The following is a 19343-nucleotide window of genomic DNA, read 5'->3' on the forward strand; positions in this document are numbered from 1 at the left end:
TCGGATCCGTCTTCCCTCGCTCCCAGCCGCAAGTACGACCGCGACATGTCCATGCCCCCCGAGACCCAGGTCGTCATCGATTTCGACGACAACCGTGCCGCCTCCGCCCTGGTTGGGCCTTACGGCCAGAATCTGGCCCTGGTCGAACGACGGCTCGGCGTCGTCGTCGATTCCCGCGGCAACCACATCACCATCGGCGGAACACGCGACGGCTGCGATGCCGCGCGGCGCGTGCTCGAATCGCTCTATGCGCAGGCCGTGAAGGGCCACGATCTGGCGCAGGGCGACGTCGAGGGCGCGATCCGCGCCGTGGTGGCGCAGGGCTCGCTGTTCGAGTTCGACGCCAAGAACGCCAAGAACGCGTTCGAGAGCATCAACCTGCGCAAGCGCCCGGTGCGCGCCCGCACCGCCGCGCAGGATTCCTACATCCGCGCGCTGAAGCGGCACGAGCTCGTGTTCGGCATCGGCCCGGCCGGCACCGGCAAGACCTGGCTTGCGGTCGCGCATGCGGCGCAGCTGTTCGAGCGGAAGGAGGTCGACCGCATCATCCTCTCACGCCCGGCGGTCGAAGCCGGCGAGCGGCTCGGCTTCCTGCCTGGTGACCTCCGCGAGAAGGTCGATCCCTATCTGCGCCCGATCTACGACGCGCTGTACGATCTGATGGACGCGCGCATCGTCGAGCGCGCGCTGCAGGCCGGCGAGATCGAGATCGCGCCGCTCGCCTTCATGCGCGGGCGCACCTTGACCAACGCCGCGATCATCCTCGACGAGGCGCAGAACACCACATCGATGCAGATGAAGATGTTCCTCACGCGTCTCGGCGAGAACAGCCGCATGATCATCACCGGCGATCCCTCGCAGGTCGATCTGCCGAACGGCCAGACCTCCGGACTCGCCGAAGCCGCGCGCCTGCTCGACGGTGTCGAGGGGATCGCACAGGTCCGGTTCACCGGCGAGGATGTCATCCGCCACGAATTGGTGGCGCGCATCGTCGCCGCCTATGAGGGGCCGAAAGCCCGCTGACGCGAGAGCAAGCACGCCGATGGTCGCGTCGTTCCAGCGCCATCCGCACAGATATCGACCAGGATGCCACAAAGTCCCATTCCAACGACCGAGGTGATCGTCGCAGCCGATTGCTGGCAGGACCAGCCTGACGCCGAGGACGTCATACAACGTGCCATTCTCGCCGCGGCCGAGATGGTCGATGCCGATGTCGGCGACGCCGAGATCGCCGTCATGTTGACGGACGACCAGGGCATCCGCACCCTGAACAGCAATTGGCGCGGCATCGACAAGCCCACCAACGTGCTGTCGTTTCCGGCGCTGCAGCCGACCGGACCGCGCGGCGAGGATGATGCCCCGCGCATGCTCGGCGACATCGCCATCGCCTATGAGACGATGCGGCGCGAGGCCGACGACGAACAGAAGCCGTTCGAGCATCATCTCAGCCATCTCGCCGTGCACGGCTTCCTGCATCTGATCGGCTACGATCACGAGACCGATGACGAGGCCGAGGAGATGGAGGCGCTGGAGACCGAGATCCTGGCCCATCTCGGCATCCCCGATCCCTATGCCGACCGGGAACGGATGAACTGACCATGGCCGATTCCGAGCCCATCCATGACAATCCGCGCCAGACGCGCAATCTGCCGGCCGTGGTGCCGCCGGCCGAGCTCGGCCGCTCGCCGGGCGAGAACTGGCTGATTCGCGCGCTGCGCAACCTGTTCGGCTGGAAAGGCGGCGGCTCGGTTCGCGACGACCTGCAGGTCGTGCTCGATGCCTCGACGCCCGATGACATCGGCTTCTCCGCGGTCGAGCGCACGCTCCTGCGCAACATCCTCGATTTGCACGAGCGGCGCATCGCCGACGTGATGGTGCATCGTGCAGATATCGTCGCCGTCCGGCGCGACATCACGCTCGGCGAACTGATGAGCCTGTTCGAGAGCGCATCGCATTCGCGCCTCGTCGTCTACAACGACACGCTCGACGACCCCGAAGGCATGGTGCACATCCGCGACCTGCTTGCCTTCACCACGGCGCAGGCCCGGGTCTCCGACGAGGTGAAGGCGCGGCGCAAGAAGCCGCTGCCCGCCGGCCTCGATCTCAAGGCCGTCGATCTGTCGATGCCGCTGTTCGAGGCCAACATCATCCGCAAGCTGCTCTACGTGCCGCCGTCGATGCGCGCGATCGACCTGCTGGCGCAAATGCAGGCCTCGCGCATCCATCTGGCGCTGGTCGTCGACGAATATGGCGGCACCGACGGGCTGGTCTCCATCGAGGACATCGTCGAGCAGATCGTCGGCGAGATCGACGACGAGCACGACAGCGACGAGCCGCCGGCGATCGTGCGGCAGGCCGACAACGCCTTCATCGCGGACGCCCGCGCCAGCCTCGACGACGTACGCCGGGTGATCGGCGAGGAGTTCGTGACGGGAGAGGCGGGCGAAGGGGTGGAGACGCTCGGCGGCTATCTCGTCAACCATGTCGGCCGGCTGCCGGTGCGCGGCGAGCTGATCTCCGGCCCCGGCAATTTCGAGGTCGAGGTGCTCGATGCCGATCCGCGCCGGGTCAAGCGCCTGCGCATCGCGCCGCGCAAGGAACGCCCGACGCCCCGCCCGCAGCGCGAAAGCCGGCGTCGAGACGTTGCGCCGGAAGTGACCCCGGCGGACACGGACGTCCCGGCCGAGCCGCCGCCGACAGAGGCCGGCCCTGCGCCGGTCCACGACGATAGCAGCCCGCCACGGGGCGATGGAGCCAGCTCACAGTGATCCGCCCATCGACGATTCGCGGCCTCGCCATTGGCGTTGTCCTGGCCTGGGGCTGGAAGCGTGCGGCGATCGCGCTCGCCGCCGGCGCGCTCTCCTCGCTCGCGATGGCCCCGTTCAACGCCTGGCCGGTGCTTGCGATCACCTTCCCGGTTCTGGTCTGGCTGATCGATGGCGCCGCGGCGGGACGGCGGCGCGGCATCCCGGCTGCCGCCTTCACCGGCTTCTGCTTCGGCATGGGCTATTTCGTGCCCGGCCTTTACTGGATCGGCAACGCGTTCCTGGTCGATGCCGACACCTTCGCCTGGCTGATGCCGTTCGCCGTGCTGGGCCTGCCGGCCTATCTCGCGCTGTTTCCGGCCCTAGGCTTCGCCCTGGCCCGGTTGATCTGGACGCGTGATGCAACCCGCATCCTGGCGCTCGCCGTCTGCCTGACCGCGAGCGAATGGCTGCGCGGCCACGCGCTGACTGGCTTTCCCTGGGACACGTTCGGCTATGCCCTGTCGCAGCCGCTCGCGCTGGCGCAGACGGCCTCGCTGATCGGGATCTGGGGCATGACGTTCCTGGCGATCGCGATCTTTGCCAGCCCCGCGGTGCTGATCGACGGCAAGACATGGCGTGAGCGCTGGCGGGCGCCGGCCGCGGCCGCCGCCCTGCTCGTGATGATGGGCGTGTTCGGCGTCATCCGGATCGGCCTGCATCCGACAGCCTTCGTCGCCGACCTCAAGCTGCGGATCATGCAGCCGAACCTGCAGCAGGACGTCAAGTTCAACTATGGCGCCAAGGCCGATGTCATGCGCCGCTATCTGGCGCTGTCGGACCGCGCCTCCGGCCCGAACGCCACCGGCGTCCGGGACACCAACGTCCTGATCTGGCCGGAATCGGCGTTCCCGTTCTTCCTGACCCGCGAGGCGGACGCGATGGGCCAGATCGCCGACCTGCTGTCGCCGGGCACGGTGCTGATCACCGGTTCGGTCCGCGCCCCCGACGCGCCTCGCAACACCCCCATCACCCGGGCCTACAATTCGATCTACGTGATCGATCACGACGGCACCGTGCTGTCGGTCTACGACAAGCTGCATCTGGTCCCGTTCGGCGAGTTCCTGCCGTTCCAGAATCTGCTGGAGCGGATCGGGCTCGAGCAGCTCACGCGGGTGCAGGGCGGCTTCATCCCCGGCACGGCGCGACGCAACCTGGACGTGCCACACGCTCCGCGTGTTCTTCCCTTGATCTGCTACGAGGCGATCTTTCCGAGTGACAGCGTGCCGACCGAAGAACGACCGGGCTGGATCGTCAACTTGACGAACGATGGCTGGTTCGGCATTTCGACTGGGCCTCATCAGCATCTGCAGCAAGCGCAGTGGCGCGCGATCGAGCAAGGACTTCCATTAGTTCGATCTGCGAACACCGGCATCTCCGCAGTGATCGATCCCGTCGGCCGTATCGTTAAGCAATTGCCTCTCGGCGCAGAGGGCGTGCTGGATTCCGCGCTGCCTGTTGCGTTGCAGCCGACAGCCTATGCAAGGCTCGGCGACATTCCGGTTGCGATCCTGTTAGTGATCGCCCTGAGCACCGTCGTTCGCAGACGTGTTGCTCAAAAGCTTCCCTGACGACAGCAAGATCTCGATTCTTTCCGGGTCCGTAAGATTTTTTTTGACAAGCAAAACCCCAAGTGTTGACAGATAGCTGCTGCAATTCGCATTCTCGCGCGGCAGCATGAGCCGTCCAGTTCGTTGCTCGGCCGTCTTCGTTAGTACGACATGCGAACATAAATTGACGGTGTGAGCGCCTGAGGCATACTGCGACCGCCTCGTTCCGAGGCCCATTCTAAGGAGTTGAGAGATGTCGACGAAAGCGCCCAACCCTGTTGACAAGCATGTCGGCAGCCGGGTGCGGATGCGCCGTATCATGTTGGGCATGAGCCAGGAAAAACTTGGCGAGGCTCTCGGACTCACGTTCCAGCAGATACAGAAGTACGAAAAAGGCACCAATCGAGTCGGCGCCAGCCGGATTCAGCAGATCTCGGAGGTTCTGCAGGTCCCGGTCTCCTTCCTGTTCGAAGGGGTCCCGAGTGGCGGGACCAACGGTGAAGCTTTCGGCGAAGGCGCTTCGCCCGCCTATGTGTCTGATTTCCTGGCAACCTCCGAAGGACTGGCGTTGACCCGCGCATTCACGCGGATCCACGATTCGAAGCTTCGTCGCAGCATCGTCGACCTGGTCGAGCAGATCGCTGATCGTGAAGCTCCGGAAGAAGGCTAGCTGATGCGCCGGCGCTGACATTCCTATCGTGATCACTCTCATAGGAATGTCAGCGCCCTCGGGGGGCCATCAGCGGGGCACGTTTGCGGACGACGCGCTGGGCACGCTGCGTTCCGCCAGACGAATGAGCCGATAGACAGGTTGGATCACGACCAATAGAGCGCGATGGCTCCCCTTCGGGAAAGGCTATCGCGCTCTAAATCTTTTTATGCACATGTGGCCTGGAACTCCGGCGTCCCAGCCGCCAACCCGCCCAGCGACGCGCCAGCGCGTCCGCCGTCTGCTACCACTTCGTAACCATCGAGAACGATTTACAAAGCTCATGACCGCCAGCAGCAGCCCGTTCGATAGTCGCACAATTCTCGAAGGCATCCGCCAATGGGTCGAGATCGAGACCCCGACCGAGGCGCCTGATCAGGTCAACAAGCTGGCTTCCCTTGTCGCGGATGGCTATCGCGGGCTCGATGCCACGATCGAACGGATCGCCGGACGCGACGGCTGCGGCGACCACCTCGTCGCACGGTCGTCGTGGGGACAGGACGAGCCGGGCATCCTGGTCCTGAGCCATCTCGACACGGTACATCCGATCGGGTTCATCGCGCGGCTGCCGTTCGCAGTCGACGGCGACGTTGCGTACGGTCCCGGGATCTACGACATGAAGGGCGGCGCCTATCTCGCCTTTCACGCCTTTCGTCAGCTCTGCGCAGAGGGTCAAAAATCGCCCCTCGGCATTACTCATTTGTTCGTCTCGGATGAAGAGATCGGCAGCCCGACCTCGCGCGCGCTGATCGAGGAGGAAGGCCGCAAGGCCAAATACGTCCTCGTCACCGAGCCGGCGCGCGACGGCGGCAAGATCGTGACCGGACGCAAGGGCGTGGCGCGGTTCGACGTGGCAATCCGCGGCGTGCCCGCGCACGCCGGCGCGCGTCCACAGGATGGACGCAGTGCGATCCGCGAACTCGCCAACGTCATCCATGCGCTCGAAGCGCTCAACGACCCCGCCCGCGGCATCACCGTGAATGTCGGCGTCGTGCGCGGCGGCACCCGTCCCAACGTGATCGCTGAGGAAGCTTATGCCGAGGTCGATGCACGGCTGCCGACGCCTGCCGATGCCGAAGAAATCCTGCCCAAGATCCTGGGGCTGACCTCGCGCAGCGATGGCGTCACGGTCGAAGTGAGCGGCGAGGTGAACCGGCCGCCTTACGTCAAGGGCAACGCCGGCGCCGCCCTGTTCGAGCATGCGAAATCCCTGGCCGACGAGATCGGCTTCGAGCTGGTCGACACCTATACCGGGGGCGGTTCGGACGGCAATTTCACCGCACCGTTCACGGCGACGCTCGATGGGCTCGGCGTCGATGGCAAGGGCGCGCATACGCATTACGAGCAGATGTACATCTCCTCGATCGAGCCGCGGACAAGGCTGCTCTACCGTCTCTATCAAACCCTGCGATGAGCCCCGCGATCAACATGCCCGTCGACGACGATCATACCGGCACCGAGGCCCTGCACGGCCAGGGCTCGTTCTTCGGCCGGCGCAAGGGCCACAAGCTGCGGGCGCATCAGGCCGGCCTGGTCGACAACCTGCTGCCGCACCTCGCGCTCGATCTCGCCGCGCCCGCGGAAGCCGTGCTGCCCACGCTGTACCATCCGCCGGTCGACGCGCTGCGGCTGGAGATCGGGTTTGGCGGCGGCGAGCATCTTGCCGCCGAAGCGAAGGCGTGTCCGACCACCGGCTTCATCGGCTGCGAGCCCTATGTCAACGGCATGGCCAAGATCCTGTCGGCCATCGAGGCCGACAACATCGGCAATATCAGGCTGGTGGCGGGCGACGCCGCCGAGCTGTTGGCCTGGCTGCCGCCGCAGTCGCTGCAGCGCATCGACCTGATCCATCCCGATCCCTGGCCGAAGCGGCGGCACTGGAAGCGGCGTTTCGTGCAGGATGCGACGATCGCAGCGATGGCGCGCGTCCTGAAGCCCGGCGGCGAGTTCCGCTTCGTCAGCGACATCGCCGACTATTGCGCCTGGACGCTGTGGCATCTGCTGCGTTCGCCGGAGTTCGCCTGGACGGCCGAGCGCGCCGACGACTGGCGTCTGCCCTGGCTGGGCTACACCATGACGCGCTACGGGCGGAAGGCCACGCGCGAAGGCCGCGTCGCCAACTATCTGATCTTCAGCCGGCGCTGACCGCTGCGCCGGCGAGGTCACTCAGTGTCGTGTCTTCCAGAACGCGACGACGCGTTCGGCGGTCGATGGCAGCAGGCGCGCGTAGTTGACCCTGATCGCATCGATATCGCGCGGCGCCGGCACGCGTTTCGGTCCGAGGCGCAGCAGGATCAGTGCGTGCACGGTGCGCCAATCGAGCCCGATCATGCGCCCCAGGATCAGCAGCGGATCGTGACGATCGCCCGACACCAGCCGGTCGAGCGTCGCGATCTTCAATCCCGTCATTGCGGCGAGCGCCGCGATGACCTCCTCGTATTTGTGCTCGGATGCGAAGCCGAACAACGCCGACTGGTCCAAGGCACCGGCTTCATACAGCGACAGGATGGTCCGCTGCGCCGGCACGAAATCGCGCGTGCTATGCGCTGTACGCTCCGCATCGGCGAGTTCGGCGAGAGCCTGCCTGATCCTCGCCTGCTTGTCCGGCGGCACGACATCGAACAGCCGCCGCCTGATGACATCGAGCGAGCCGGCCAGCAGTTGTTTCAGATGATCGTCGGAAACATCTGCGCGCCGGCCGACCGTGAGCGTCAGCACGCCGTCTGAACTCGCGCGGTGGATCAGCGCGGCATAGCCGCGCGGGGAAAATGCTGCGCCGTCATTGGCAGCGGTCCGCCGCACCACGTCGCGATCACCTCGGCGCACCAGCACATCGGTCGTATCGGCCGATAGGCGCGTCCGCTCTGCCATCGCGAGCAAATGACCCTGGCTCTTGTCGCGCGCAATAGCGATGAGCACGGGATCGTCGAGCACGAGCGAACGGCGCAACAGCGGACCCGCCACCGCAACCTCGTCGTCGCGCGCCAGCCGGCTGACGACGGCACGGGGCGCCTTGAGGAGCCGCGACAACCGCTCCGCCAGATCGATCCGCGTCGGCAGATCCGCGAACGGGACCAGATCGATCAGGAGACCGTCGAACAGATTGATATGCTCGGGACGCAGCTTCGTCGCATCCTCGAAGAACAGGTCGGCGATGCGGCGCGTGGCCTCGAGGCCGCGTTCAGCATTGCCCTGCCTGACGATCCCGCCGAGGCCGGGGATCAGCGCGGTTGCCGGGGTCATGGACGTCTACTCGATACGCAACACGCCACGTTTCCGTGCGCTCCACTCCGTGCGGCACGACGACGGGGGCGAAAAGCACGAACTCAGCTCATTTTTAAGCGATCTTGGTGAATGAAGGGTTAGACCCTGCGGCATTCGGCCGTTCCCGGTCAGGGAAAACGATCCGATCCGCAGTCCGGGCGCGGAGCAAATTCCCAGTTCCAGGCGCCGTTTGAGGCGACACGACCCTTGCCGTCAGGCGGCAAAGCGGCTATATGAGCGCCATCAAACATCATCTCATATACGATCGCGTAGTGAGGGTGGGCCCTTCCGGACCCGCTCTTTTTTGTTACCTGGATCGCTCCGCCACGGGCGGGATCGGTCCGGTGAGCGCGATCGAACAGGCCCGACGGCCCAACCAAGCAAGACACGCGATCGACGCCTCGATGACGGAACCTACGTTCGCAACCGCTGACACCGACCTCCTGACCGAGCCCCGCCTCGTCGTCGAGCCGGGCGTCGCGGCGCGCGTGGCGGCGGTGGCCGACCCGGTGCTGCAGGGAATGGGGTACCGCCTGGTGCGGATCCGCATTTCGGGCGAAGGTGGTTGCACGGTCCAGGTGATGGCCGAGCGTCCCGACGGCACGATGCAGATCGAGGATTGCGAGGCGGTGTCGCGGGCGCTGTCGCCGGTGCTGGACATCGCCGATCCGATCGACCGTGCCTATCGGCTCGAGATCTCCTCGCCGGGCATCGACCGGCCGCTGGTCCGCCGCTCCGATTTCGAACGTCACATCGGTCATCTCGTCAAGATCGAGATGGCGGTGGCACATCAGAACCGCAAACGCTTCCGCGGCATCATCGCCGGCGTCGAAGGCGACGGCGTACGCATCACCCGCGATGACGTGGCCAAGGACCAGGAGCCGGATGTCGTGCTGCCGATGGCCGACATCGGCGACGCAAAGATGGTGCTGACCGACGAGCTGATCGCCGAATCCATGCGCCGCGGCAAGGCGGCCGAGCGCGAGAAGAAGCGCGAGCTTGGAATCGTCCCACCGCTGGCGCCGCACGCCAAGCCGGCGGCCCAGGCGAAACCCAAGCCGAAGCCGAAAGCAAAAGACGACAAGCCGGCCAAGAAGCCGCTGCCGACCAATACCAAGAAACATCGCCTCGCCGCCGATCGCGCGCGCAGAGGCGAGATCGATCCTGATTAGAGGAGATTTGAGCCATGGCCGTCAGCGCCAACCGGTTGGAACTGCTGCAGATCGCCGACGCCGTCGCGCGCGAGAAGTCGATCGACCGCGGCATCGTGATCGCCGCGATGGAAGACGCGATCGCCAAGGCCGCCCGCGCCCGCTACGGCAGCGAGACCGACGTTCATGCCGAGATCGATCCGAAGAAGGGTGAGCTGCGGCTGTCGCGCCACATGCTGGTGGTCGAGAAGGTCGAGAACCCCTCCAACCAGATCTCGCTGGATGATGCGCGCCGCGCCAACCCGGGCGCGCAGATCGGCGACACCATCGCCGACACCCTGCCGCCGCTGGAATATGGCCGCATCGCCGCGCAGTCGGCCAAGCAGGTCATCGTGCAGAAGGTGCGCGAGGCCGAGCGCGACCGGCAGTACCAGGAGTTCAAGGACCGCATCGGCGACATCGTCAATGGCGTCGTCAAGCGCGTCGAATATGGCAGCGTGATCCTCGACCTCGGCCGCGGCGAGGCGATCATCCGCCGCGACGAGATGCTGCCGCGCGAGGTGTTCCGCAACGGCGACCGCGTCCGCGCCTACGTCTTCGACGTCCGCCGCGAGACCCGCGGCCCGCAGATCTTCCTGTCGCGCACCCATCCGCAATTCATGGCCAAGCTGTTCGCGCAGGAGGTGCCGGAGATTTATGACGGCATCGTCGAGATCAAGGCGGTCGCTCGCGACCCCGGCTCGCGCGCCAAGATCGGCGTTGTCTCCCGCGACTCCTCGGTCGACCCCGTCGGCGCCTGCGTCGGCATGCGCGGCTCGCGCGTGCAGGCGGTGGTGAACGAGCTGCAGGGCGAGAAGATCGACATCATTCCGTGGTCGCCCGACATCGCGACCTTCGTGGTCAACGCGCTGGCGCCGGCCGAGGTCGCCAAGGTCGTCATCGACGAGGACCGCGAGCGCATCGAGGTCGTGGTGCCCGACACCAACAACCAGCTCTCGCTGGCGATCGGCCGCCGCGGCCAGAACGTCCGCCTCGCCTCGCAGCTGACCGGCTGGGACATCGACATCCTGACCGAGCAGGAGGAATCCGAGCGCCGCCAGGCCGATTTCGAGAATTCCACCCGCGTGTTCATGGAATCGCTGAACGTCGACGAGGTCGTCGGCCAGCTGCTGGCGTCCGAAGGCTTCACCTCGGTCGAGGAGCTCGCCTTGGTCGACCTCAAGGATCTCGCCGGCATCGAGGGCTTCGACGAGGAGACCGCGACCGAGCTGCAGACCCGCGCCCGCGAATTCCTCGAGCAGCAGGAAGCCGAGCTCGAGGCCAGGCGTAAGGAGCTCGGCGTCGAGGACGCGGTGAAGGACGTGCCCGGCGTCACCACCAAGATGCTGGTCAAGTTCGGCGAGAACGACATCAAGACAGTCGAGGACCTCGCGGGCTGCGCGACCGACGATCTGGTCGGCTGGACCGAGCGCAAGGAGGGTGGCGAAGCCACCAAATTCCCCGGCATTCTCGACGGTCTCGATATCTCCCGCGACGATGCCGAGGCCATGGTCATGCAGGCCCGCGTCAAGGCCGGCTGGGTCAGTGAGGCTGACCTCGCCAAGGCCGAAGCCGAACCCGAGAATGAGGACGAAACGACCGAAGGACAGCCCGCCTGACCCGCTTGGCTCGTCCCATGGACACCACGATGACCCCCTCCCTGACCCAGCTCGCTTGAGATGAGGAGCCGCATCACCGCATGCTCGCTTTGGCCGACCCCGAGCTCGACAATGGACCGCGGACCGAGAAGTCCGCGACCATGCGCATGTGCGCCGTCAGCCGCGAAGTGCGGCCGATCGGCGAGCTGATCCGCTTCGTCGTCGGCCCGTCGGGCGAGGTCGTGCCCGACATCAAGCGCAAGCTGCCCGGACGGGGCTTGTGGATCACCGCCTCGCGCCAGGCGGTTGCGGAGGCGGTGCGGCGTCACCATTTCAGCCGGGGCTTCAAGACCAACGTCCGCGTCCCGCCAACCCTTGTCGAAGACCTGGAAGCCTTGCTGGCCCGCAGCGCGATCGAAGCGCTGGGGATTGCCGCCAAGGCCGGTCAGGTCGTCTCCGGTTTCTCCAAGGTGGAAGCGGCGCTGTCGCAGCGGCCATCACGGTCGACATTGGCAGCCCTCGTCCATGCCGCGGACGGCGCAGCCGACGGGATCCGCAAGCTCGACGCGCTGGTGCGGCCGAACGACGGGGGTCAGAACCAAGCCCCGACAATTCCGATCATCTGCTGTCTCACTTCGGCAGAATTGGATTTGGCACTTGGGCGCTCAAATGTGATACATGCTGCCGTGCTCGCAGGCCCGGCGAGCAGGACATTCCTGTCGCGCAGCCAGACACTGGTCCGATACCGGTCGGCCGACGCTGACAAGATTGCCGGAACCGCGGCCACGAAATCTGCTTCGACTTCGAAGACATAGCACTTTGAAGCCATAGCTACGAAGACATCGCGACGATTGCACGAATGAGACGGTGCGGTAGCCCGCACGCTGGTAACGAGATTAGGACGACTGAATGGCCGACAACAACACTCCGGGCGACAAGAAACTGAGTGTCCCGAGCAAGACCTTGACGCTGAAGCCGCGCGTCGAGACCGGCACGGTACGCCAGAGCTTCCCACATGGCCGGAGCAAGCAGGTGGTGGTCGAGAAGCGCGGCAAGCGCCGCGTCGGCGATGGGGGGCCCGATGCTCCGCATGCACCGGAGCCGACCGTCGCCAAGGCGCCGCCGCCCCCGCCATCGCCGCGCTCATCCGGACCGCGCCCATCCGGCTCGTCGCAGCGCGGCGGGTCCGGCGTCGTGCTCCGCACCCTGACCGAGGACGAGCGCTCGGCGCGCGCCAGCGCGCTGGCCGATGCCCGCGTGCGCGACATCGAGGAACGCCGCCAGGCCGAAGAGGAAGCCCGCCGCCGCGCCGAGCGCGAAGCCGCCGAACGCGCCGAGCGCGAGGCTGCCGAGGCGCGCCGCAAGGCCGAGGAAGAGCGGCACCGTCACGAAGAGGAAGCCAAGCGCAAGGCCGAGCTCGAAGCCAAGAAGCGGTTCGGTGAAGGCGAGGCGCCCCGTCCGGCGACATCCGCGCCCCAGCCCGCCGCAGCCGCACCGGCCCGCTCGACGCCCGCCCCCGGCAGGCCCGTCGGCGCACCGGGCAGCCGGCCGCAGCAGATTGGTGGTCCGAGCTCGCGGCCCGGTGGCGCTCAGCCGGCGGGCGCACGCCCGGCCGGCGCCCGTCCTGCCGCCGGCGGTCCGCTCGGCCGCGCGCCGGCGGCGGTTGCCGCCGGTCCGGACGAGGATGAGGGTCCGCGCCAGATCCGCAGGGGTCCCGGCGGAGCCGCACGTCCCGCGCCGCCGCCGAAGACCACGCACAAGCCGGGCCCGCAGAAGCAGCGCGGCCGCCTGACGGTGGTCACGGCGCTCACGGCCGACGATGTGCGCGAGCGCTCGATCGCGTCGTTCCGCCGCCGCACCCAGCGCCTGAAGGGCCATGCCGCCAACGAGCAGAAGGAGAAGCTCGTCCGCGAGGTGACGATTCCGGAAGCCATCACCATCCAGGAGCTGGCGAACCGCATGTCGGAGCGCGCGGTCGACGTGATCCGTCTGCTGATGCGCCAGGGCGCGATGCACAAGATCACCGACGTGATCGATGCCGACACCGCGCAGCTGATCGCGGAAGAACTCGGCCACACCGTCAAGCGCGTCGCCGCCTCGGACGTGGAGGAGGGCCTGTTCGACGTCGTCGACGATTCGACCGACACCGAGCCGCGCTCGCCGGTCGTCACCGTCATGGGCCACGTCGACCACGGCAAGACCTCGCTGCTCGACGCGCTGCGCCACGCCAATGTGGTCTCGGGTGAAGCCGGCGGCATCACCCAGCACATCGGCGCCTATCAGGTGACCGCGCCGGATTCCGGCAAGAAGATCACCTTCATCGACACGCCCGGCCACGCCGCGTTCACCGCGATGCGCGCCCGCGGAGCCAAGGTCACCGACATCGTCGTGCTGGTGGTCGCGGCCGATGACGGCGTCATGCCGCAGACGATCGAGGCGATCAATCACGCCAAGGCGGCGAAGGTGCCGATGATCGTGGCGATCAACAAGATCGACAAGCCCGACGCCCGTCCCGAGCGCGTCCGCACCGAGCTGCTCCAGCACGAGGTTCAGGTCGAATCGCTGGGCGGCGAGGTCGTCGACGTCGAGGTGTCCGCCAAGAACAAGACCAATCTCGATCGTCTGCTCGAGATGATCGCGTTGCAGGCGGACATCCTCGACCTCAAGACCAATTCGGATCGCCCGGCCGAAGGCACCGTGATCGAAGCCAAGCTCGATCGCGGCCGCGGTCCGGTCGCCACCGTGTTGGTTCAGCGCGGCACCTTGCGGGTCGGCGATATCATCGTCGCCGGCGCCGAGATGGGCCGCGTCCGCGCGCTGATCTCGGACCAGGGCGAGACGCTGCAGGAGGCAGGCCCGTCGGTGCCGGTCGAGGTGCTCGGCTTCAACGGTCCGCCGGAAGCTGGCGATCGTCTCGCCGTCGTCGAGAACGAAGCCCGTGCCCGCCAGGTCACCAGCTACCGCGCGCATCAGAAGCGCGAGAACGCGGCAGCCTCGATCTCCGGCATGCGCGGTTCGCTCGAACAGATGATGTCGCAATTGAAGACTGTGGGCCGCAAGGAATTCCCGCTGATCATCAAGGCCGACGTGCAGGGCTCGCTGGAAGCCATTCTCGGCTCGCTGGAGAAGCTCGGCACCGAGGAGGTCGCCGCCCGCATCCTGCATGCCGGCGTCGGCGGCATCAGCGAGTCCGACGTCACGCTGGCCGAAGGCTTCAACGCCGCGATCATCGGCTTCTCGGTGCGAGCCAACAAGGAAGCGGCCGCACTCGCCAAGCGCAACGGCATCGAGATCCGCTACTACAACATCATCTACGACCTCGTGGATGACGTGAAGAAGGCGATGAGCGGCCTCCTGGCCCCCACGCTTCGGGAAACCATGCTCGGCAATGCGCAGATCCTGGAGGTGTTCAACATCTCCAAGGTCGGCAAGGTCGCCGGCTGCCGCGTCACCGACGGCACTGTCGAACGCGGCGCCAATGTCCGCCTGATCCGCGACAACGTCGTGGTTCACGAGGGCAAGCTGTCGACCCTGAAGCGCTTCAAGGACGAAGTGAAGGAAGTGCAGGCCGGCCAGGAATGCGGCATGGCCTTCGAGAGCTACGGCGACATGCGTGTCGGCGACGTCATCGAGTGTTATCGCGTGGAGACCATCCAGCGCTCGCTGTAAGTCCGAATCCTACAGAGCGCTGCAATTCGAGCGAGCAGCGATTCCGTGCACCTGCGGAATCGCCGCGCCTCTTGAACTTAACGAAGCGTCGTTGAACTCAATCAGAATGATCCTCTCGCCCGTGCTCACGCCGGGCGACGATCCATTGGATTTTTGAAAAATGCCTCGCCATCACCAGAGGGGAAGCGCCGCTTCCGGCGGCTCGCAGCGTCAGTTGCGCGTGGCCGAGACCGTGCGTCACGCTGTCGCCGACATTCTCAGCCACGGTGACGTGCACGACCCGGACCTGGAGGGACACATCATTACGGTGCCCGAAGTCCGCATGTCGCCCGATCTGAAGCTCGCCACGATCTACATCATGCCGCTCGGCGGACAGGATACGGACGTGGTGCTCACGGCGCTGGAGCGCAACAAGAAGTTCCTGCGCGGCGACATCGCGCGGCGCGTTAACCTGAAATTTGCACCTGACATCCGCTTCCGCGTCGACGAGCGATTCGACGAAGCGGAACGGATCGAGAAATTACTGCGAACACCCGCGGTGCAGAGAGACCTCAATTCGGATTCGGAAGAGAGCTGATGACCATTCCCCCCGAAACCGGCACTGTCGACGCGCCGAGCGCCGAACCGACCGCGGCCAAGACGATCCATTCTGCAGACGGACGCCCGCCGCGCGACAACAACGATCCGCGCAACAAGCCGCGCCAAGGGAACGGTCAGGGCAGCCAGCCGCGCCGCGATCGTCGCGACGTCCATGGCTGGGTCGTGCTCGACAAGCCGATCGGCATGACCTCGACCCAGGCCGTGGCGGTGGTGAAGCGCCTGTTCCAGGCCAAGCGCGCCGGCCATGCCGGCACGCTCGATCCGCTCGCCTCCGGCGGCCTGCCGATCGCGCTGGGCGAAGCCACCAAGACGGTTCCCTTCGTGATGGACGGCCGCAAGCGCTACCGCTTCACCGTGACCTGGGGCGAGGAGCGCGATACCGACGACACCGAAGGACGGGTCGTCGAGACCAGCGACAGCCGGCCGGATGCCGCGGCGATCCGGGCGCTGCTGCCGCAATTTACCGGCCGGATCGAGCAGACGCCGCCGCGCTATTCCGCGATCAAGATCCAGGGCGAGCGCGCCTATGATCTCGCCCGCGACGGCGAGGTCGTCGAGCTCCAGCCGCGCCCGGTCGAGATCCATGAACTGACCCTCGTCGACCAGCCCGACCCCGACCATTCGGTATTCGAGGCGGAATGCGGCAAGGGAACCTATGTCCGGGCGCTGGCCCGCGACATGGGCCGCCTCCTCGGCTGTTACGGCCATATCAGCGCGCTCCGACGGACCCTGGTGGGTCCGTTTACCGAGAACGACATGATTCCGCTGGAACAGTTGGAGGCTTTGTGCAATAGAGCCGCGTCCGGTGAGGGAAGCCTCGCCGACGCACTCCTGCCCGTTGAGACCGCGCTGGACGACATCCCGGCACTGGCCGTCACTCGGGCTGATGCGGCAAGGCTCCACAGGGGCCAGGCCGTTTTGTTGCGCGGACGGGATGCGCCCAATAGTAGCGGCACAGTCTATGTCACGGTCGCAGGCCGCCTTCTGGCGCTTGCCGAAATTGGCAATGGCGAACTCATCCCCAAGCGCGTGTTCAACCTGACCGGACTGACTGCCAGCTCCGGTCGCAACGAAAGAGACTGACGATGTCGGTGACCGCAGAGCGCAAGGCGGAAATCATCAAGGCGAACGCCACCAAGGCCGGTGATACCGGTTCTCCCGAGGTGCAGGTTGCGATCCTGTCGGAACGCATCAACAACCTGACCAGCCATTTCAAGACCCACGGCAAGGACAACCACTCCCGCCGCGGCCTCCTGAAGCTGGTGTCGACCCGCCGTTCGCTGCTGGACTATCTGAAGAAGAACGACGAGGCGCGCTACAAGGCGCTGCTCGAGAAGCACAACATCCGTCGTTGAGCTTCGCGTTGGAATGGGCGCGCGCGGTATTGCGCGCGTTGATGGCATGATGCCGAGGACGCCGCTTCGATCGCGGCGTTCGCGAGTCCGGGATCGTGCGGTCCGGCTGGATCTGGAAAGAGGCAGATACGCTCTTCGCCTGATCCTGCCCGGACCATGCAGTACGCCTCAGCAGCAATCCGGCCGCTGGGCGTAACGGGCAAGGTGCCCGTTATTTACGAGAAGGATGGACGCCATCCGAAATAAGAAAACCATGGCAGGATCGCAGGGCGCTGATCGTTTTCCAGCGCCCTGCAATCTTGCGCATGGTTTTTTTGTTTCCGGGGAGTCCGCCTTCGATCATCTCATGAAAGAAGATACCCATGTTTACCAAGCATTCCGTCGAGATCGACTGGGGTGGGCGTCCGCTCAGGCTGGAAACCGGCAAGATCGCCCGCCAGGCTGACGGCGCCGTCGTCGCCACCTATGGCGAGACCGTCGTGCTCGCGACCGTCGTCGCCGCCAAGGCGCCGCGCGAGGGCGTCGACTTCCTGCCCCTGACCGTCGACTATCAGGAAAAGACCTACGCCGCGGGCCGCATTCCCGGCGGCTATTTCAAGCGCGAGGGCCGTCCGACCGAGAAGGAGACGCTGGTCTCCCGCCTGATCGACCGCCCGATCCGCCCGCTGTTCGTTGATGCCTGGCGCAACGAGACCCAGGTGATCGTGACCGTGCTGTCGCACGACATGGAGAACGATCCGGACATCGTGGCGCTGGTCGGCGCGTCGGCCGCCCTGACCTTGTCGGGCGTTCCGTTCAAGGGTCCGATCGGCGCGGCCCGCGTCGGCTTCGCCAATGACGAATACATCCTCAATCCGACCCTCGACGAGATGGCCGACACCCAGCTCGACCTGGTCGTCGCCGGCACCTCGGACGCCGTGCTGATGGTGGAATCGGAGGCCAAGGAGCTCAACGAGGACATCATGCTCGGTGCGGTGATGTTCGGTCACCGTCACTTCCAGCCGGTGATCAACGCGATCATCGAGCTCGCCGAGAAGGCCGCCAAGGAGCCGCGCGACGTCGCGATCATCGACAACGGCGCGATCGAGAAGGAGATGCTCGGGATCGCCGAGCAGGACCTGCGCAACGCCTACGCGATTCCGATCAAGCAGCAGCGCTATGCTGCCGTCGGCGCCGTCAAGGAAAAGGTGATGGCCTACTTCTTCCCCGAGGGGCAGGAGCCGAAATACGACAAGCTCCGGATCGCCGCCGTGTTCAAGGAGCTCGAGGCCAAGATCGTCCGCTGGAACATCCTGGACACCGGCAAGCGCATCGACGGCCGTGACGCCAAGACGGTGCGCAACATCGTCTGCGAGGTCGGCGTGCTGCCCCGCGCCCACGGTTCGGCGCTGTTCACCCGCGGCGAAACCCAGGCGCTGGTCGTAACCACGCTCGGCACCGGCGAGGACGAGCAGTACATCGACGCGCTGTCGGGGACGTACAAGGAGACGTTCCTGCTGCACTACAACTTCCCGCCCTACTCCGTCGGTGAGACCGGCCGTCTCGGCGGCACCAAGCGCCGTGAGATTGGCCACGGCAAGCTCGCCTGGCGCGCCATCCACCCGGTGCTGCCGCCGCATCACGAGTTCCCCTACACCACGCGCGTGGTGTCGGAGGTGACCGAGTCCAACGGTTCGTCGTCGATGGCCACCGTCTGCGGCTCCTCGCTGGCGCTGATGGATGCAGGCGTGCCGCTGAAGCGGCCGACCGCGGGCATCGCGATGGGTCTGATCCTGGAAGGCAGCCGCTTCGCCGTGCTGTCCGACATTCTCGGCGACGAGGACCATCTCGGCGACATGGACTTCAAGGTTGCGGGCACCGAGAGCGGCATCACCTCGCTGCAGATGGACATCAAGATCGAGGGCATCACCGAGGAGATCATGCGGGTTGCGCTGGGCCAGGCCCGCGAAGGCCGCATCCACATCCTGGGTGAGATGTCCAAGGCGCTGACCGCCGCGCGCGCCGAGCTCGGCGAATACGCGCCGCGCATCGAGACCTTCAAGATCCCGACCGACAAGATCCGCGAAGTGATCGGCACCGGCGGCAAGGTGATCCGCGAGATCGTCGAGAAGACCGGCGCCAAGGTCAACATCGAGGACGACGGCACCGTGAAGGTCGCCTCCAACGACGGCGAGGCGATGAAGGCCGCCATCAAGTGGATCAAGTCGATCGCCTCCGATCCGGAGGTCGGCCAGATCTATGACGGCACCGTCGTCAAGGTGATGGAGTTCGGCGCTTTCGTGAACTTCTTCGGCACCCGCGACGGCCTCGTGCACATCTCGCAGCTCGCCGACAAGCGCGTGCAGAAGACCACCGACGTCGTCAAGGAAGGCGACAAGGTCAAGGTCAAGCTGCTCGGCTTCGACGACCGCGGCAAGACCCGGCTGTCGATGAAGGCGGTCGACCAGACCACCGGCGAGGATCTCGAGGCCAAGCAGAAGGACGCGCCCGCCGAGGCGCGCGAAGCCGCCGGCGAGTAAAGCCGGGGCACCATTCGAGTGAAACACAAAGGGCGGCTTTCGAGCCGCCCTTTTTTGTTGTCCTATTGGTCGCGCACCCTCGCAC

The 19343-nt window shown here is 66.1% G+C and carries 17 protein-coding genes; 15 read left to right on the forward strand and 2 right to left on the reverse strand.

All coding sequences use genetic code 11. The features are described from left to right. Positions 1-45 precede the first annotated feature (45 nt). From QX048_RS13015 to QX048_RS13045, 7 genes are all read left to right on the forward strand, one after another. Complete coding sequence (locus QX048_RS13015; protein WP_315716934.1) at positions 46-1023, forward strand: PhoH family protein; 978 nt, start codon at positions 46-48, stop codon at positions 1021-1023. Positions 1024-1086: 63 nt separating this feature from the next. Then, entirely contained in the window at positions 1087-1596 is a 510-nt protein-coding gene (gene ybeY / locus QX048_RS13020) for an rRNA maturation RNase YbeY (RefSeq protein WP_315825647.1), read from the forward strand. Between the two features lie 2 nt (positions 1597-1598). Continuing rightward, complete coding sequence (locus QX048_RS13025; RefSeq protein WP_315751785.1) at positions 1599-2768, forward strand: hemolysin family protein; 1170 nt, start codon at positions 1599-1601, stop codon at positions 2766-2768. Continuing rightward, positions 2765-4375 carry an apolipoprotein N-acyltransferase gene (lnt, locus tag QX048_RS13030; protein WP_316191496.1) on the forward strand — a complete coding sequence of 537 codons (1611 nt, stop codon included), beginning with the start codon at positions 2765-2767 and terminating at the stop codon, positions 4373-4375. Before QX048_RS13025 ends, lnt begins: the two co-directional genes overlap by 4 nt. 232 nt (positions 4376-4607) lie before the next feature. Continuing rightward, on the forward strand, positions 4608-5024 hold the full coding sequence (locus QX048_RS13035) for a helix-turn-helix domain-containing protein (RefSeq protein ID WP_006615449.1): 417 nt from the start codon (positions 4608-4610) through the stop codon (positions 5022-5024). Positions 5025-5346: 322 nt separating this feature from the next. Further along, positions 5347-6477, forward strand: a complete 1131-nt coding sequence (locus QX048_RS13040; protein WP_315716930.1) for a M20 family metallopeptidase — start codon at positions 5347-5349, stop codon at positions 6475-6477. Next, positions 6474-7208, forward strand: coding sequence for a tRNA (guanine(46)-N(7))-methyltransferase TrmB (locus QX048_RS13045; protein WP_316193235.1), 735 nt, complete (start codon positions 6474-6476; stop codon positions 7206-7208). Before QX048_RS13040 ends, QX048_RS13045 begins: the two co-directional genes overlap by 4 nt. A 21-nt stretch (positions 7209-7229) precedes the next feature. Here the strand turns inward: QX048_RS13045 and QX048_RS13050 are convergent, their stop codons facing one another. After that, positions 7230-8306, reverse strand: a complete 1077-nt coding sequence (locus tag QX048_RS13050) for a DUF2336 domain-containing protein (protein ID WP_316193234.1) — start codon at positions 8304-8306, stop codon at positions 7230-7232. A gap of 425 nt (positions 8307-8731) precedes the next feature. Between QX048_RS13050 and rimP the strand changes: the two genes are divergently transcribed. From rimP to rpsO, 7 genes are all read left to right on the forward strand, one after another. Beyond that, the gene (gene rimP / locus QX048_RS13055; RefSeq protein ID WP_315716927.1) at positions 8732-9499 is read left to right on the forward strand and encodes a ribosome maturation factor RimP; all 768 of its coding nucleotides are present in this window, start codon (positions 8732-8734) and stop codon (positions 9497-9499) included. A 14-nt stretch (positions 9500-9513) separates the two neighbouring features. Next, positions 9514-11136 (forward strand): transcription termination factor NusA, encoded by a 1623-nt coding sequence (gene nusA, locus QX048_RS13060; RefSeq protein WP_315716926.1) that lies wholly within the window; start codon positions 9514-9516, stop codon positions 11134-11136. A gap of 80 nt (positions 11137-11216) precedes the next feature. Next, a complete protein-coding gene (locus QX048_RS13065) occupies positions 11217-11930 on the forward strand; it encodes an RNA-binding protein (RefSeq protein WP_315716925.1) in 714 nt (237 codons plus the stop codon). A 94-nt stretch (positions 11931-12024) separates the two neighbouring features. After that, positions 12025-14784 (forward strand): translation initiation factor IF-2, encoded by a 2760-nt coding sequence (infB, locus tag QX048_RS13070; RefSeq protein WP_315716924.1) that lies wholly within the window; start codon positions 12025-12027, stop codon positions 14782-14784. A gap of 160 nt (positions 14785-14944) precedes the next feature. Beyond that, positions 14945-15361 (forward strand): 30S ribosome-binding factor RbfA, encoded by a 417-nt coding sequence (rbfA, locus tag QX048_RS13075; RefSeq protein WP_315716923.1) that lies wholly within the window; start codon positions 14945-14947, stop codon positions 15359-15361. Then, entirely contained in the window at positions 15361-16467 is a 1107-nt protein-coding gene (gene truB, locus QX048_RS13080) for a tRNA pseudouridine(55) synthase TruB (RefSeq protein ID WP_316170040.1), read from the forward strand. Before rbfA ends, truB begins: the two co-directional genes overlap by 1 nt. 2 nt (positions 16468-16469) lie before the next feature. Further along, a complete protein-coding gene (gene rpsO / locus QX048_RS13085) occupies positions 16470-16739 on the forward strand; it encodes a 30S ribosomal protein S15 (protein WP_009025947.1) in 270 nt (89 codons plus the stop codon). 211 nt (positions 16740-16950) lie between these two features. Here the strand turns inward: rpsO and QX048_RS13090 are convergent, their stop codons facing one another. Next, positions 16951-17103, reverse strand: coding sequence for a hypothetical protein (locus QX048_RS13090; RefSeq protein WP_315751778.1), 153 nt, complete (start codon positions 17101-17103; stop codon positions 16951-16953). On the opposite strand from QX048_RS13090, the gene pnp reads away from it, so the two are divergent. Beyond that, positions 17102-19258 (forward strand): polyribonucleotide nucleotidyltransferase, encoded by a 2157-nt coding sequence (gene pnp, locus QX048_RS13095; protein ID WP_315716921.1) that lies wholly within the window; start codon positions 17102-17104, stop codon positions 19256-19258. The genes QX048_RS13090 and pnp overlap by 2 nt on opposite strands. Positions 19259-19343: the final 85 nt, after the last annotated feature.

The organism is Bradyrhizobium sp. SZCCHNS30572 (genome assembly GCF_032484415.1).
Taxonomy (GTDB): Bacteria; Pseudomonadota; Alphaproteobacteria; order Rhizobiales; family Xanthobacteraceae; genus Bradyrhizobium.

Bases quoted from the DNA above. Each gene is read 5' to 3' on its own strand.
- QX048_RS13015 (WP_315716934.1), top strand. From the start codon at position 46: ATGTCCATGCCCCCCGAGACCCAGGTCGTCATCGATTTCGACGACAAC.
- ybeY (WP_315825647.1), top strand. From the start codon at position 1,087: ATGCCACAAAGTCCCATTCCAACGACCGAGGTGATCGTCGCAGCCGAT.
- QX048_RS13025 (WP_315751785.1), top strand. From the start codon at position 1,599: ATGGCCGATTCCGAGCCCATCCATGACAATCCGCGCCAGACGCGCAAT.
- QX048_RS13035 (WP_006615449.1), top strand. From the start codon at position 4,608: ATGTCGACGAAAGCGCCCAACCCTGTTGACAAGCATGTCGGCAGCCGG.
- QX048_RS13040 (WP_315716930.1), top strand. From the start codon at position 5,347: ATGACCGCCAGCAGCAGCCCGTTCGATAGTCGCACAATTCTCGAAGGC.
- QX048_RS13045 (WP_316193235.1), top strand. From the start codon at position 6,474: ATGAGCCCCGCGATCAACATGCCCGTCGACGACGATCATACCGGCACC.
- QX048_RS13050 (WP_316193234.1), bottom strand. From the start codon at position 8,306: ATGACCCCGGCAACCGCGCTGATCCCCGGCCTCGGCGGGATCGTCAGG.
- rimP (WP_315716927.1), top strand. From the start codon at position 8,732: ATGACGGAACCTACGTTCGCAACCGCTGACACCGACCTCCTGACCGAG.
- nusA (WP_315716926.1), top strand. From the start codon at position 9,514: ATGGCCGTCAGCGCCAACCGGTTGGAACTGCTGCAGATCGCCGACGCC.
- QX048_RS13065 (WP_315716925.1), top strand. From the start codon at position 11,217: ATGCTCGCTTTGGCCGACCCCGAGCTCGACAATGGACCGCGGACCGAG.
- infB (WP_315716924.1), top strand. From the start codon at position 12,025: ATGGCCGACAACAACACTCCGGGCGACAAGAAACTGAGTGTCCCGAGC.
- rbfA (WP_315716923.1), top strand. From the start codon at position 14,945: ATGCCTCGCCATCACCAGAGGGGAAGCGCCGCTTCCGGCGGCTCGCAG.
- truB (WP_316170040.1), top strand. From the start codon at position 15,361: ATGACCATTCCCCCCGAAACCGGCACTGTCGACGCGCCGAGCGCCGAA.
- rpsO (WP_009025947.1), top strand. From the start codon at position 16,470: ATGTCGGTGACCGCAGAGCGCAAGGCGGAAATCATCAAGGCGAACGCC.
- pnp (WP_315716921.1), top strand. From the start codon at position 17,102: ATGTTTACCAAGCATTCCGTCGAGATCGACTGGGGTGGGCGTCCGCTC.
- QX048_RS13090 (WP_315751778.1), bottom strand. From the start codon at position 17,103: ATGGGTATCTTCTTTCATGAGATGATCGAAGGCGGACTCCCCGGAAAC.